The 13,822-nt window shown below is 33.7% G+C and carries 14 protein-coding genes; 9 read left to right on the forward strand and 5 right to left on the reverse strand.

Annotation, left to right across the window (positions count from 1 at the left end):
* Positions 1–118 precede the first annotated feature (118 nt).
* On the forward strand, positions 119–1,189 hold the full coding sequence (locus ABWH96_RS08800; protein ID WP_375580787.1) for an IS110 family transposase: 1,071 nt from the start codon (positions 119–121) through the stop codon (positions 1,187–1,189).
* Positions 1,190–1,333: 144 nt separating this feature from the next.
* Here ABWH96_RS08800 and ABWH96_RS08805 read toward each other — a convergent pair whose 3' ends face one another.
* Both ABWH96_RS08805 and ABWH96_RS08810 read right to left on the reverse strand, forming a co-directional pair.
* Positions 1,334–1,612 (reverse strand): TIGR03643 family protein, encoded by a 279-nt coding sequence (locus tag ABWH96_RS08805; RefSeq protein WP_375581085.1) that lies wholly within the window; start codon positions 1,610–1,612, stop codon positions 1,334–1,336.
* A gap of 91 nt (positions 1,613–1,703) precedes the next feature.
* Positions 1,704–2,936, reverse strand: a complete 1,233-nt coding sequence (locus tag ABWH96_RS08810; protein WP_375581086.1) for a nucleoside recognition domain-containing protein — start codon at positions 2,934–2,936, stop codon at positions 1,704–1,706.
* A 139-nt stretch (positions 2,937–3,075) separates the two neighbouring features.
* Here ABWH96_RS08810 and ABWH96_RS08815 point away from each other — a divergent pair, with 139 nt between their 5' ends.
* The 5 genes from ABWH96_RS08815 (at position 3,076) to ABWH96_RS08835 (ending at position 6,740) form a co-directional block, all read left to right on the forward strand.
* Positions 3,076–3,378: a nucleotidyltransferase domain-containing protein gene (locus ABWH96_RS08815; RefSeq protein ID WP_013455697.1), complete on the forward strand. Its 303-nt coding sequence runs from the start codon at positions 3,076–3,078 to the stop codon at positions 3,376–3,378.
* Entirely contained in the window at positions 3,368–3,706 is a 339-nt protein-coding gene (locus ABWH96_RS08820) for a DUF86 domain-containing protein (protein ID WP_375581087.1), read from the forward strand. Before ABWH96_RS08815 ends, ABWH96_RS08820 begins: the two co-directional genes overlap by 11 nt.
* Before the next feature lie 108 nt (positions 3,707–3,814).
* Positions 3,815–5,095 (forward strand): DUF2851 family protein, encoded by a 1,281-nt coding sequence (locus ABWH96_RS08825; RefSeq protein WP_375581088.1) that lies wholly within the window; start codon positions 3,815–3,817, stop codon positions 5,093–5,095.
* Positions 5,092–6,339 carry a hypothetical protein gene (locus tag ABWH96_RS08830; protein WP_375581089.1) on the forward strand — a complete coding sequence of 416 codons (1,248 nt, stop codon included), beginning with the start codon at positions 5,092–5,094 and terminating at the stop codon, positions 6,337–6,339. Before ABWH96_RS08825 ends, ABWH96_RS08830 begins: the two co-directional genes overlap by 4 nt.
* 44 nt (positions 6,340–6,383) lie before the next feature.
* Entirely contained in the window at positions 6,384–6,740 is a 357-nt protein-coding gene (locus tag ABWH96_RS08835; RefSeq protein WP_375581090.1) for an MmcQ/YjbR family DNA-binding protein, read from the forward strand.
* Here the strand turns inward: ABWH96_RS08835 and ABWH96_RS08840 are convergent.
* The gene (locus ABWH96_RS08840; protein ID WP_375581091.1) at positions 6,728–8,272 is read right to left on the reverse strand and encodes an OmpA family protein; all 1,545 of its coding nucleotides are present in this window, start codon (positions 8,270–8,272) and stop codon (positions 6,728–6,730) included. The two genes, ABWH96_RS08835 and ABWH96_RS08840, sit on opposite strands and share 13 nt — an antisense overlap.
* Before the next feature lie 362 nt (positions 8,273–8,634).
* Between ABWH96_RS08840 and ABWH96_RS08845 the strand changes: the two genes are divergently transcribed.
* Together ABWH96_RS08845 and ABWH96_RS08850 are read left to right on the forward strand one after the other, a co-directional pair.
* Positions 8,635–9,261 carry an SGNH/GDSL hydrolase family protein gene (locus ABWH96_RS08845; protein ID WP_375581092.1) on the forward strand — a complete coding sequence of 209 codons (627 nt, stop codon included), beginning with the start codon at positions 8,635–8,637 and terminating at the stop codon, positions 9,259–9,261.
* Complete coding sequence (locus ABWH96_RS08850; RefSeq protein ID WP_375581093.1) at positions 9,261–9,929, forward strand: hypothetical protein; 669 nt, start codon at positions 9,261–9,263, stop codon at positions 9,927–9,929. The genes ABWH96_RS08845 and ABWH96_RS08850 overlap by 1 nt, the downstream gene beginning before the upstream one ends.
* Positions 9,930–9,995: 66 nt before the next feature.
* Here ABWH96_RS08850 and ABWH96_RS08855 read toward each other — a convergent pair whose 3' ends face one another.
* Positions 9,996–10,748, reverse strand: coding sequence for a methyltransferase family protein (locus tag ABWH96_RS08855; protein ID WP_375581094.1), 753 nt, complete (start codon positions 10,746–10,748; stop codon positions 9,996–9,998).
* Positions 10,749–10,921: 173 nt separating this feature from the next.
* Between ABWH96_RS08855 and ABWH96_RS08860 the strand changes: the two genes are divergently transcribed.
* A complete protein-coding gene (locus ABWH96_RS08860; protein ID WP_375581095.1) occupies positions 10,922–11,461 on the forward strand; it encodes a DsrE family protein in 540 nt (179 codons plus the stop codon).
* A 43-nt stretch (positions 11,462–11,504) separates the two neighbouring features.
* Here ABWH96_RS08860 and ABWH96_RS08865 read toward each other — a convergent pair whose 3' ends face one another.
* Positions 11,505–13,790 (reverse strand): DUF5916 domain-containing protein, encoded by a 2,286-nt coding sequence (locus ABWH96_RS08865; protein ID WP_375581096.1) that lies wholly within the window; start codon positions 13,788–13,790, stop codon positions 11,505–11,507.
* Positions 13,791–13,822: the final 32 nt, after the last annotated feature.

Below are 13,822 nucleotides of genomic sequence, written 5' to 3' on the forward strand. Positions count from 1 at the left end.
TCTTTGTAAAATCCGAACTAGAATCTAAAGAATTTCATCAATTGAAATATCTTGCATTAACACGAGACAGGATCCATAAGAGTATCTTATTGCTGATGTTTAACTAAATTTTAAAGCCATGAAAGTACTTAGACAATGCTGTGGAATCGATGTTTCAATGGATACGCTGGATATCGTTCTGATGACCCTGCAAGAGGATTTTGAATTTAAAACTGTATCAAGTGGTCAGTTTGCCAATACCAAAAAGGATATCAAGAAATTGATGAATTGGGTTAAAAGACATCAACTTAATGATCTCCCACTTCAAGTTGTCATGGAAGCAACCGGTGTTTATCATGAGCAATTGGCTTACACGCTTTACGATAATGGTTTTGAACTTGCTGTTGTTCTGCCGAACAAAGTAGCTAATTATTGCCGTAGTACCGATGTGAGGCGCATAGACGATAAAATCAGTGCTAGACACATTGCTGAATTTGGTTTATTAAAAAAGATTGACAACTGGACAAAACCGGATGTCTCTTTATTGAAATTAAAAGGCCTGAGCAGAGAAAGAGAGCAATTACTCAATGAAAGAACCAGGGCCAAGAACCAACAACATGCCAAAGAACACATGGCAGAAGTCGATAAGTTTACATTAAAGAGAGCCAAGCAACACATTAAGTTCTTGGATAAGCTGATTGACCAAGTAGAAACTCAGATGAAAGAAATAGTCGGTCAAACCCCATGGTTAAAAAAGAAAATTGAATACATATGCTCCCTAAAAGGAGTTGGTTTTATTACAGCAACCATTGTAATAGCAGAAACAAATGGCTTTAACCTTATCAGAAACAGTCGTCAATTGGTATGTTATGCCGGTTATGATGTCAACAACAAACAATCAGGCACATCAGTTAACACTAAACCTCGCATCTCTCACAAAGGAAATAAACATATTAGAAAAGCACTTTACTTCCCAGCTTTAACGGCAGTTCAAAATGACGAACAATCAAGTAATTTTTATAATCGCTTATTTGAAAGGCAAAAAATTAAAATGAAAAGTTATGTGGCCGTGCAAAGGAAATTGCTGATACTAATTTATACGCTATGGAAAAAAGAAGAAAGATATAATCCAGAATATTACAAGGATAAATTTTTATTAGAGCAGCCCCGAGAGGCCGCCCTAACCGAGCTGGATCAAGTCCGCTCTTGATTTGTTTTCCTAATTGTAAATTTAATGAAAAATCATTTGGTTTTCAACACAGAATCTCCGGCTGGTGGAAACTACTAGCTCCTCTGGAGCATTTTCAAGAACAACTTCAACTTAAAATAGTCTATTTAACTCAAACCATTTATTTCATTTAAACTTATTCAAGCTTATAGTCTTTTGACGAGTTGATTTAAAACGTTTTACCTCATCCTTTCTTAAAGCTTCATGCTTGGTTTTTCTTCCTTGAACACGCTTACGCCACATCCTAAAACTTGAAGGTTTCATTTCCTTGCGCATGATTTTAATGGTTTGCTTTTCAGACATACCAAACTGATTATAAATAGCATCAAAAGTGGTTCGGTCTTCCCAGCCCATTTCAACTATTCTGTCAATCTCTTCAGGCTTTAAATCCTTAATTCTTTTCATGTATGATGAACAGGTGAGAAGATTGATTGTTTTGAACCATCACATTAAAAATGTTTGGTGAAAACACCAAACAGAGGGGTAGGTATATGGATTAATAGAAAAACATATAGCTAATCAAAATAGCTGCTACAATCCCAACTGCATCGGCTATCAAGCCGCAAGTTAAAGCATAACGTGAATTTCGGATATTGACTGATCCAAAATATACTGCTAAAACATAAAAAGTGGTTTCTGTTGACCCTTGCATTACACTCACTAGTCTTCCTACAAAGGAATCAGCTCCATGAACTTCCATGGCATCGACCATCATACCTCTGGCACCGCTGCCACTGAGTGGTTTCATTAAAGCAGTTGGGATACTAGGTACGAAATCAGTATTTAAGCCTACAAAAGCAACTATTGCTTCTAAGCCGTCTTTTAAAACCATCATTGCCCCTGATGCTCTAAATACGCCCACAGCCACCAAAATGGCAATCAAATACGGAATAATCATTATAGCATAATTAAAGCCTTCCTTAGCACCTTCCACAAAAGAATCATATACATTCACTTTTTTGCGAACAGCCAGTACAATAAAAGCTATGATGATAGAGAATAAAATGAAATTGGCAATATTAGACGAAATAGGCCCTAGTTCTGATTGGCTAAGGCTACTGAAAAACCAGATGATGCCTGCAATTATAAGACTCAATAGGCCTAAAGAAAGTAATATATTTTTATGGAAAAGGTTGATTTTCTGAACCAAAGAAACAGCTATTAATCCACTCAAAGTAGAGAAAAATGTAGTAAGTAAAATGGGGATAAATACATCAGAAGGATCAGCTGCACCTAACTGAGAGCGATAGACCATTATACTGATGGGAATAATGGTTAATCCTGAGGTGTTCAGTACCAAAAACATAATTTGCGCATTACTTGCTGTGTCTTTAACAGGATTTAATTCCTGCAAACTATGCATAGCTTTTAATCCCAATGGTGTGGCAGCATTATCTAAGCCCAACATGTTGGCTGAAATGTTCATCAACATGGCGCCCATGGCAGGATGATTTTTTGGAACCTCTGGAAAAAGTCTTGAAAACAAGGGAGAAGTAATTTTAGCTAAAATGGATACCATTCCTCCTTTTTCGCCTATTTTCATTATACCTAGCCAAAGAGACATCACACCTGTTAGCCATAATGAAATTTCAAATCCCAATTTGGCATTATCGAAAGTAGCTTGAGTGAGAGCTGGAAATATTTCCATATCGCCCATGAAAATCCATTGGACTAAGGCAAAGACAAAGGCAATTAGAAAAAATGCAATCCAGATGTAATTGAGAACCATAGGCGCAATTAATCACTAAAAACAGGATTTTACAATATTGAAGATAAAATTTGTGGAAAGAAAATATTTTCAATTTTTGAAACCTATTCCTAATATTTACTTACTTTTAATTAGATTTTAGTTAATTTACTACTTGATAATGAAAGAGGTAAATAAATATATAGAGAAAATTAAAAAGCTTTGCATTGATAATAATGTTAAGTCATTATTTGCATTCGGCTCTGTAATAAATGATAAATTAAGAGCCGATAGCGATATTGATTTTGTTATTGATATTGATGATAATGATCCACTTTCGTATTCTGATAAATATTTCAATATAAAATTTAATCTCGAAGACATATTCAAAAGAAAAATTGATTTACTGGAAATGAAAGCCATAAAAAACAAATTCCTAAAACAAGAAATCGAGAAAACGAAACTTCCTGTATATGGAGAATGAAATCAATACATGGCTAGAAGATATTCATCAGGCTATTAAAGAGATTTACTCATTCTTACCCGAAAAAAGAGATTATTTTGAATTCTTAAATGACTTAAAAGGTAGAAGAGCAATAGAAAGAAATCTCGAAATTATAGGGGAAGCCGTTAATAGAATCCTTAAAGTTAAACCTGAATTTCCAATTAAAAATGCAAGAAAGATTGTAGATACCAGAAATAGAATAAGTCATGGTTATGATAGTGTTTCAGATGAAATTATTTGGTCTATCGTAATTAGAGATATAGTAAACTTAAAATCTGAGGTTGAAGACTTATTAAATGAAAAATAACCTTCCCTTGATATATCTAAGAGCAATAATTTAAACATTACATAATCCCCAATTTGTAATAAATTCATAGTTTTCAGATATTCATTTTTTCAACCAAACTATCAATCAATGAAAGAAGATTTTTTGCATTATGTCTGGCGCTATCAGAAATTTGATAAAAATGAGTTAGAAACTTCCGATGGGGCTTCAATAAAAACCATCAAAACTGGTTTTGCGCATTCCAATTCTGGCCCTGATTTTCAGCAAGCTAAAATATTGATTGATGAAATGGAATGGAATGGCGCAGTAGAAATCCATATCAAGTCATCCGACTGGAATAGACACCATCATCAAACAGATCCCAATTATGAAAATGTGGTTTTGCATGTGGTCTGGAAAAATGATGAGCCAATAAAGCATCTTGATGGAAGTAGAATCCCTACAGTCGAATTGAAAGACCGGGTAAATTATGATCTGATTAAAAAGTATCAAAAGCTACAAAGTTCACCAGATGAAATCCCCTGTGCTGGGCAGTGGACTGAAATAAGTGATTTGTATAAATCTGAAATGCTGGAGAAAGCTTTAGTAGAAAGACTTCATCAAAAATCTGAAAAGGCTAAAAGCCATTTTGAGCAGGGATCCCAAAACTGGGATCAGGCATCTTATTTTATGTTGTTATCTGCTATGGGTTTTAAAGTAAACCAACATCCATTTGAGCACTTAGCTGAAATTCTTCCTTATCAATTGATTAAAAAATACAGTTCATCTATTTTTCAATTGGAAGCCCTGTTATTTGGAGCTTCGGGATTCCTAGTTCAGGATTTTGAAGATGAATATCCGACTAAGTTAAAAAAAGAATGGGAGTTTCTAAAACATAAGCATATAGCCACTTTAGGAAGTGGAATGCATCTGCATGAATGGAGATTTCTTCGCCTACGACCTGCTAATTTTCCGACCATCAGATTAGCGGAATTAGCTCAAATTTTAAATGTATTCCCTTCTTTGTTTGATACTTTTGTAATCGATCTGAATTTGAAAATACTTCAAAAAAGATTCAAGGTGAAGGTCTCTGATTACTGGCTCAATCATTATCAGTTTGATAAGGAAAGCAAATTCAGGAATAAACAATTTGGACAGAATTCCATTAAAACCTTGATCATAAATTGTATTCCGCCACTTTTGGCACTTTACGCCAATAGCGTAGGAGAGGAGAAATATATGGATAAAGCCATTGGCTTATTGAATGACTTAAAAGCAGAAAAGAATTATATTACCAAAAAATTTGAGGATTTGGGAGAAGATCTAAAATCTGCATTTGATTCACAAGCTATGATTCAACTTCATAATGAATATTGTCAACCTAAAAAGTGTCTGGATTGCAGTATAGGCTTATCCATTTTGAAAGCATGATTTCTATCATTGTCCATATTCTGATTTTGACTGTAATTTTTAGTGCAGTCATTCGAAAAATATCAGAAGTGGATGATAAGATAATCTTCAGTGCTTTTATGCTTCTTAAAATCAGTTGTGGTGTCCTTATGGGTTTTCTATACTGGTCTTATTACGGTGGAATTGGTGATACTATATACTTTTATGAGCAAGCTCAAGCCTTATTTCAATATTTTCAGACCGATAGAATTTCATTTTCAGAATGGATTGGATTTGCTCCTTTAAGTTTATCCCAAGCTGAATTTTCAGCCCAGTCAGAGCCAAGAACTTACTTTTTCGTCAGACTGATGAGTTTTCTTTATGCTCTAACTCAAGGAAATTATTTCAGCATGAGCATTTATTTAAGCTTTTTTTCAGGATTAGCTACATGGTCATTTGCTCGTGAATTGGTGAAAATTTCCAAGGAAAATAAGTTTGTAATCTATATTGCCTTGCTTTTTATTCCTTCAATTACTTTTTGGAGTTCAGGTTTAATGAAAGAAAGCCTAATGACTATTGCTATTTATGCTTTAGGTTTTTCGGTTTTAAAATGGGTAGCTAAACCCTCAAATTGGTTATATGCAATTCTTGCTATATTAAGTGTATTTGTCTTATGGAAAGTGAAGTACTATGTTCCTATTGCTTTATTACCAATTCTAGTTTTAACCCTCCTTTTTAATCAAACAAAATTTTTAAGAGAATTTCCTTTCCCTAAAAAGCTAATGCTTTATGTTGGATTATTGATTGTTGGGGGAACTGGCATAGCTTTTATTCATCCGGTTTTCCACAGCGGTCGCTTTTTTGAGTTGATTCGAATTAGCCATGATGTTATAGCTCAAAACACTGTTGATTCTATAATACAATTTCAACTAGCCAAGAATGATTTTTTATTTGTTATTCAAAACCTTCCTTTAGCTTGGTTCACAGGAATATTTCGTCCCTTTATTTGGGAAGCATTCAGCTTTTTTTCCTTAATCTGGGCTATTGAAAAAATAATTTTTACGCTCTTAGTCGTTATCGCTATAATCTTATCTTTTAAACTGAAATTTAATCGTTCTGAAAAATGGTGGGGGATAGCCATTTTAATTTATGTGAGTGTATTATCTTCGGTTATTACTTTAGCTACTCCAAACTTCGGGACTTTAATCCGATATGAAGTGGCATATATGCCATTTTTATGGCTTATGGTAATTATAATTTTGAATAAATTTAAGAGAAAAGTATAATCTAAAACTAATTCTTTTGCCTTAAAAACGTAAAACTACTCCAAATGAACATTGAAGAATTTAGAAGTTTTTGTATAAATAAATACGGAGTAACGGAAGAACTCCCATTTGATGAAAGCACTTTAGTTTTTAAAGTGATGGGAAAAATGTTTGCTTTAATTGATATTGATTTATTTGAAAGTGTTAATGTAAAATGTGATCCTGAGGAGGCTATTAAGCTTAGAGAAAAGTATGATGCTGTAAAACCTGGATATCATATGAACAAAAAGCATTGGAATACCATTGAATTTAATGGGAATATGTCTGATAAGGAAATTTTTCATTGGGTAAATCATAGCTATGATTTGGTAGTATCAAAATTACCTAAAAAAATTAGGATCGAAGTGAATCAGAATAAATAGAATTCCACTCTCCTGTTAAGTTCCCTCCCTTCAAATTCATCATCATTAGTGGCAATAGGGCGCTCTTTACCTTCACAGCTGATTTCTATTCTGTATTGATTTACACCTCGATTAATTAAGGCATCCTTTACATTATCTGCTCGATTACATGAGAGGTCAATATTTATATCTTCCCCACCTATGGCGTCAGTATGTCCTTCCAAAAGTATTTTTATTTGTGGATTATTTTCTAATTCTTCACTAATCTTATCCAAAAGGATATCAAATTTACCTTGTAGCTTGTCTGAATTAAATTTAAAGTAAATATTTCTATTAATTTTTTTACCTTTTGATCCTGCATCTATTAAGTCTATATTTTCTTCTTCTCCTAAACCAAGCTTAGCTCCAAGTTGGGATAAAAATCCTTGATTATTCCTTTCTTGTTCTTTCGCGTAATCCATTTCCTGGTCAATTTTAATGGCATCAGGATTGGTGTTTTGTGCAATCGATTGCTTATTGTCAGATGGCTTATTCACCTCTTCCTTATCACTATCATTTCCTTGGTCGATTTCCTTTTTAGTGATTAATTTCTCAGGTTCAGGTTCAGGTTCAGGTTCTTGCGTTTCTTCTGTTTTCTTTTTCTTATTTCGGTCTCTTGCAGCTATAATTTTTTCTTTTATTTCATCTGAAAGCGTAGCTCTCCAAATATTACGATTCCCTGCACCAGAAGGGTAAGAATCATAATATAAGTAATTAAAGCTTGGATCTATAGAAACGAATGTCTCTTCAAACTTTGTGTTAATCACATTTCCTAAATTCTCTGGTTCTGTCCACTCATCCCATCCATCTCCTTTTCGATGAGCCATAAAAATATCAGCAGCACCACGTCCTTTATGACCGTAACTTGCGAAAAATAGTGTGTTACCATCATTAGTTAAGAATGGGGCGAAATCTGCCTTAGGGGAGTTTATAGATTTCCCCATGTACATAGGAGTACTGAATGTTTTGGCATCATCTTGATAAACACTGTAGTACAAATCCTGATCCCCTTCAGAATCTTTTCTTTCTACAGCCATCAAAATCACCTTATGCTTAAAATTATAGTCGAAATCTACATAGGGGCTGTTGTTGTAATAACCATCAATAGGTAATTCCTTGGGGTCTTTACTTCCTTTAGTGAAAAGGGCTAATTCAGATCCTACACCTCTATATCTGGCATTTACAAATATTAAAGAATCATCATTTTTACTAGCTCTTACTAAATCATTGGCTTTTTTGTCATTATAATTTTTTCCAAGGTTCTTTGGTTTAGTCCAAATTCCTCTGGCATCATATTGACTAACCCAAACATCTTGAAAATCTTTTTCACCTTTTATATTTCCAGGATGAAACCTTCTGTTTATATACAGTTTTTTGCCATCATCTGAGATAATAGGCCTTACGTCCTGTGAGGTGCTATTTACATCTCCTGGAATCCCCTCTGTAGTTACTTTTTCTTGAGCATTTGCTAAATGAGGTACTAAAAAATATATAAATAGTAAAAATGTTCTCAATTAAGACGTTATTTTGGGTATTTGAATGAAAAAGTGACTAAAAATTTCAAATAATAAAAAAAACGAAAAATATCGAGATGAAATAAGGTTTTTCGATTAAGGGCATATTATTGTATATGAATTTACATGAATCTTAATAATATAATGTAATTATGTCGTTTTTTATGCTTTTGGATAATTCTTATGTTATTATCTTTATCTTTTTATTTTATTTACAGGAATTCTTCTGCTGAACTATATGAAAAGATTGTTTTTATTTCAATTAGTTTATTTTAAATTGCATTTTATTTATAATACCAATTATGAAAATCCTAAAATCTCTCTTAATTTTGTTTTTATTTTGGAATGCATCCAATAAAACTATGGCACAAGATTCAAAAACATATTTAGCATTAGGAGATTCTTATACAATAGGAGAGGCTGTTGGTAGTAATGAAACTTGGTCAAAAGTATTATCAGATAAGCTTAATCAAAGAGGAATTGAAATTAAACTAGATAAGGTTGTCGCTACTACAGGTTGGACGACAGATGAATTATTAAATGCCATTAATAATGATTCATCTCTACAAAGTACTAAATATGATATTGTAAGTATATTGATTGGAGTAAATAATCAATATAGAGGATATGGAATTAAGCAGTATGAGGAAGAATTTGAAATTATTTTACAAAAGGCCATAAATTTGGCAGGAAAAAAGACCAATAAAGTATTTGTTGTCAGTATTCCAGATTATGGAGTAACTCCTTTTGCAAAAGAAAATGATAAGAATTCTGCAATCATTACTAAGGAATTGAAAGTATATAATCGAATCGCTAAAAACTTATCGGACGAGTATGGTGTTAGATTTTTCGATATTACTCCAATTTCTTTAAAAGCAATTTGGGATACAGCTTATATTGCTGAAGATAAACTGCATCCTTCGGCCAAAATGTATGCTGAATGGGCAGAATACATGGAAGCAGGAGTTTTTCAATTACTGAATGATTAATGAAAAAGCACATCCATTTTTACCTTCTTATTTTACTTGTTTTTACGGGCTGTAAAGACAAAATGGTATGTGCTGCTTTTCAGAGTAGTTATATTTTAGATGAGGAAGAGCAAAAGAAAAGATTTTCCTTATTTGAAGGTGACTCACTTGTTTTAACGGCTTCAGCATCTAATAATAATTTCAAAACAAATATTTACGGTATTTCAGAAAAGAAATATGGTTATTGGAGAGAGCAAGAATTACTGAAAGTAAAACAAAAGGAAGTATATAGCGAAGAGGTAGATTCTTTATTAGACGTTCGAAAAAATGGCCTTCCTGAAAAGGCTGAAGGTGGTGAGGTAAAAGAAAAGTCTCCTTTTACCCCAGAACTTGATTCAGCTCAGGTGGCACAAGGTCAAGATGCCTGGGATAATACCAAAAGATTTAATTACAATGTAGATTTTGTGAATTATATGTTGCTTGTAGGTAATGATGTCTTAAAAGAACAAGCAGCCCAAAGGGATTCAGCTGCAGCAAAAGCAGAAAGAAAAGAAGTTGAAAACGCTAGTGATTCAACTTCAAATAAGAAAAAAGGCTTTATGAAAAGACTTTTTGGAGGGAAAGAAAAAAGCGAAAATTCCGAAAGCGAAAAACCAGAAGAGCAGAATTCAGAAGAAGAGCAAGAATAAAAAAAAGCTATTTCATATTGAAACAGCTTTAAATTAATTTTAACAATTAATAATCAGATCACTCATTTATCTATCTGCATCCAATCTTAAAAGGGAAGATTTTTTCAAGGCTTTTAATATTAAATAAAGCAACACAGAAATAGCAGCCGCAATAATTAAATAAACATTAAAGTTTTGTGTTCCTTTTAAAAGTTCTGCTGTCACATCAAATGCACAGAAAATGATGAAAATGGCAGCAAAACCATTCTTTTCTTTCTTCAAAACTTTCTTCCAACTAAAAGCTAAATTCGGCTTCACAAAATTCTTAAAAGATGGGATGAAGGCAGGAGTTTTTTCAGCCCAAGAAGTATATACTTCCTTAAATTTTCTTCTTAAGAATTGCTCTTCAGCAAACATGATTCTTTCATAATATACCCAATAAAATAAAATAAAGGCTACTATGAACCAAATGTTCTCTGTCACCAATGCTGGCCCCAACCACATGAAAAAATTCCCTACATAAAGAGGGTGTCTTACAGTGGAATAAATCCCTGTTGTATTCAGGCTGTCAGCCACTTGTTCGCCTGTATTTCTACCAGAGGTGTTTTTTGGAGTGTGCCCTACGGTATATGCTCTAATGTATTGTCCAAATAAACTTACGGCAATACAAAAAATCAGGAAGTAATTTTTTATTTGGGGGTCTTGAATGATAAATAATTCAGGATTTAAGGCCGCATAAACATAAATTGCCATTCCGATAAATAAAATAATAACAGGTAAAGTACCTCTATATTTAAAAAGCCAAACGCCTTGTTGTTCAAATTCTTCCTGTAATGCCATTAATGATAAAGTTCAATTTAAAAAGTTGCAAATTAACTATTATCTAAGCAATTAATTAAGCTAATCTTGATAAAATATAGTGTTAATGGATAAAATTTGCCTTAAATGTAATTCAATAAGTTAAAATCCGATTTTTGATGTAATTTGTACTCTCTTATTTAAACAGCTTAAAAATGAAAAATATCTATTTTATTTTAATCCTGATTACAATATTCAGCACTTCAGTATATGCACAAGAGGCTCAATTTCCTATAGTGAAAGGCTATGGAGGCATTTATGAAATTGAGAATGCAGTAGAACAATTAAAGGAAGGCAAGCAAGTGAAAATTATAGTTGAATTGGTTTCAGGAAATGAAAAACCTGAAGATCATTCTTTTTGGGTGAATAATATTGCGCGACTAATGAATTTGCATGGCATTGAGGGAGTTTCACCTGCTGATTTAGATATGAAAGTCATTGTTCATGGTCCTGCAGTTTATGATTTGCTGTCCCATGGCAATTATTTTGAGCAGTTTAGAATCCCAAAAAACCCAAATATTCCTGTTTTAGAAGCACTTGATCAAGCTGGTGCTGCTATCATAATCTGCGGACAGTCATTAATCATGAGAGATTTAGGAAGAAATGAGATATGGGAAAAAACCCATGTTGCCACTTCTGCTTTAACTACTATTACCAAAAATGTAGCAGATGGATATGTGCTGATTAAGTTTTGAGGTGGCCAAGTGTTGAAGTGGTCGAGTGAGAAAGTGGAGAAGTTTACAGATTCAACCAATAGGTGAGTTTTAAAACCAGTGCCCTGTTCTTAGTGTTATCACCAGGAATGAAATCAACTGGGCCATTTGGAGCAAAATTTTCAGTGTAGACTAGAAAGATATCAGAGGCTGGCGCAAATCTCCATTGAAAACGTAAGTTGTAATTTACATTATCAAACCGATTATTGTATTGAGCAAAGCCTGTGAAAAATACAGCATCGGTCATGGTCAGATCTAACCTTGGCCCGATTAAGTAAAATTTGGCTTCTCCAAAGCCTTCTGCTAATTCGATTGAATTGAAATCGTATCGAATTGAAAAAGATCCATATGGCTGGAAACGGTAGCCCACATTTCCATTGACGTTAAATCTGCTACCATTATAAAAACCACCGTAGCTGGTGCTAATATCATAGTTTAACAATGATCTTCTGTCTGAGGTGTAATTGGCTTGCAAAACATTCCATTCATAATCTGTCCCTTGCAAGAGCAAGCTGTCATTAAATGGAGCTATAGGGCTGAAGTCAAAAAACATATATTCATAATTTCTACTCAAATTAACAGAAGCAGAAGAAGTATTAGTAAAATTAAAATCATGCGACAGACTGAAAGAGCGATCGGTTATTCTGCTAAAATCCGAATTGGTGGTATAGGATACATCTAAACTTACGCTATGATTAATGATTTTATCATTTTCAGGATAGAAAATATAGCTTGGGCTTAAGGAACCTTGATTATAGCCCACTCTTGGTACAAATCCCATTTCAGCATTAAAGCCATCACCAATGGCAGTATGGACCCATCTAACAGAATAGTTTCTTCTTTGATAACGTAAAAAAGCTCCGTGATTATAGGTGCCGTTTTTATTCCAGTTATCAAATGAACGTTGATAGTAGAAATCTCCTGCCCAACGAGTATCTTCAGTAAAAAGATTAAATTCTGCTCCTAATACTCTGTTGAAAAGTTTATAACTCGTTGTAGTATCATTGTCTTGAATTTCTCTTCGGGCCACCTGTGGATTATATTCACTGATATCTTTTCCTTTCTCTACCCCTAAGTTTTCTTTGTTAGCAAATACAAAAGCCAAATTAGATCGTTTCAAAATATTTTGCTGAAGTGCAACTACACTATAATTTTGATAGGGGAGTTGTAGGTCATCACGTTTATCAGTCAACATATTTAAAACACCTATTCTCAGCTTTTCATTAAGTTTTCCACTCATTCTGGCACCGCCTAAAATGGGAACTTGTTCCGATCGACCTAAGGTATCGGTTGTAATTCCGATTCTTCTAGAGAAAAAGGCCCTTGACTGAGGGAAACCAAATTTGCTAAAGAGATCGGCATTTTCAAGGAAGAATTGTCTTCTCTCTGGGAATTGCACTTCAAATCTGCTTAGGTTAATAACCTGTCGATCTACTTCCACTTGAGAGAAATCAGGATTTACGGTTAAATCTAAGTTAAGGGAAGGAGAAAGCCCGATTTTTGCATCGAAACCAACATTTCCACCCAATCCTTCATCCAAATCGGGTTCCTGAAAATTTCTACTATAATCCCCCAAGGCATAAGGTATAAAAGAGATATTTGTACCAGCTTCTGGAGGGTTTTCAGGCCACCTTACTTGGCCTGAAAAAGTTAGGGCATTTGCATTAAATTGCTGAGGAACGGCAATCCAACTACTTTGCTCGTTTCTTTTTAATTGGTTCCGCGTAAATTGAATGTTCCAAACCTTATTTTCATGGCTATATCGTATGGATTTAAAAGGAATTGCAATCTCAGCTACCCATCGGTCTTGGTAGGTTTTGACATTAGAATACCACTTATTGTCCCAGTCTGCATTAGTATTGGATCCTTCATCTATAGTGGCTTCACGTTGTACTCCAAAAGGAGTTATTCCAAATGAAAACCCGTTAGTGAAGTCATTATAGGGGTCAATAAAAACGGTAAAATTTTCATTTAATGGCCCATCCCAGTCTCTTCTTAAAGATTGTACTACATAACCATCTTCTCCATCAAAACATGTAATGGCGAAATAAAAATTTTCTTCATCATAAGTCATTCTCACTTCTGACTCCAAAGAAGCAGGACGGTCATCATTGGGAATAGTCATAAAGAAGTCAGTTGCTACTTCTGAATTTTTCCAAACAGTTTCATTCAATTCCCCATCTAAAACTATATTTTCCTTTGTTTTTTGGAGATTGTATTGGGTTTGCTGAGCCTTATTTTGAGCGTTGGCAATTTGAAAAAAACTGATACTAAATATTATAAATCCTAAATATTGTAGAGCTGCTTTCATTAGTTGCAATACTACTAAAAGTAAAGCTGTAT

This window comes from Marivirga tractuosa, assembly GCF_042140215.1.
GTDB classification, from domain to species: domain Bacteria; phylum Bacteroidota; class Bacteroidia; order Cytophagales; family Cyclobacteriaceae; genus Marivirga; species Marivirga tractuosa_A.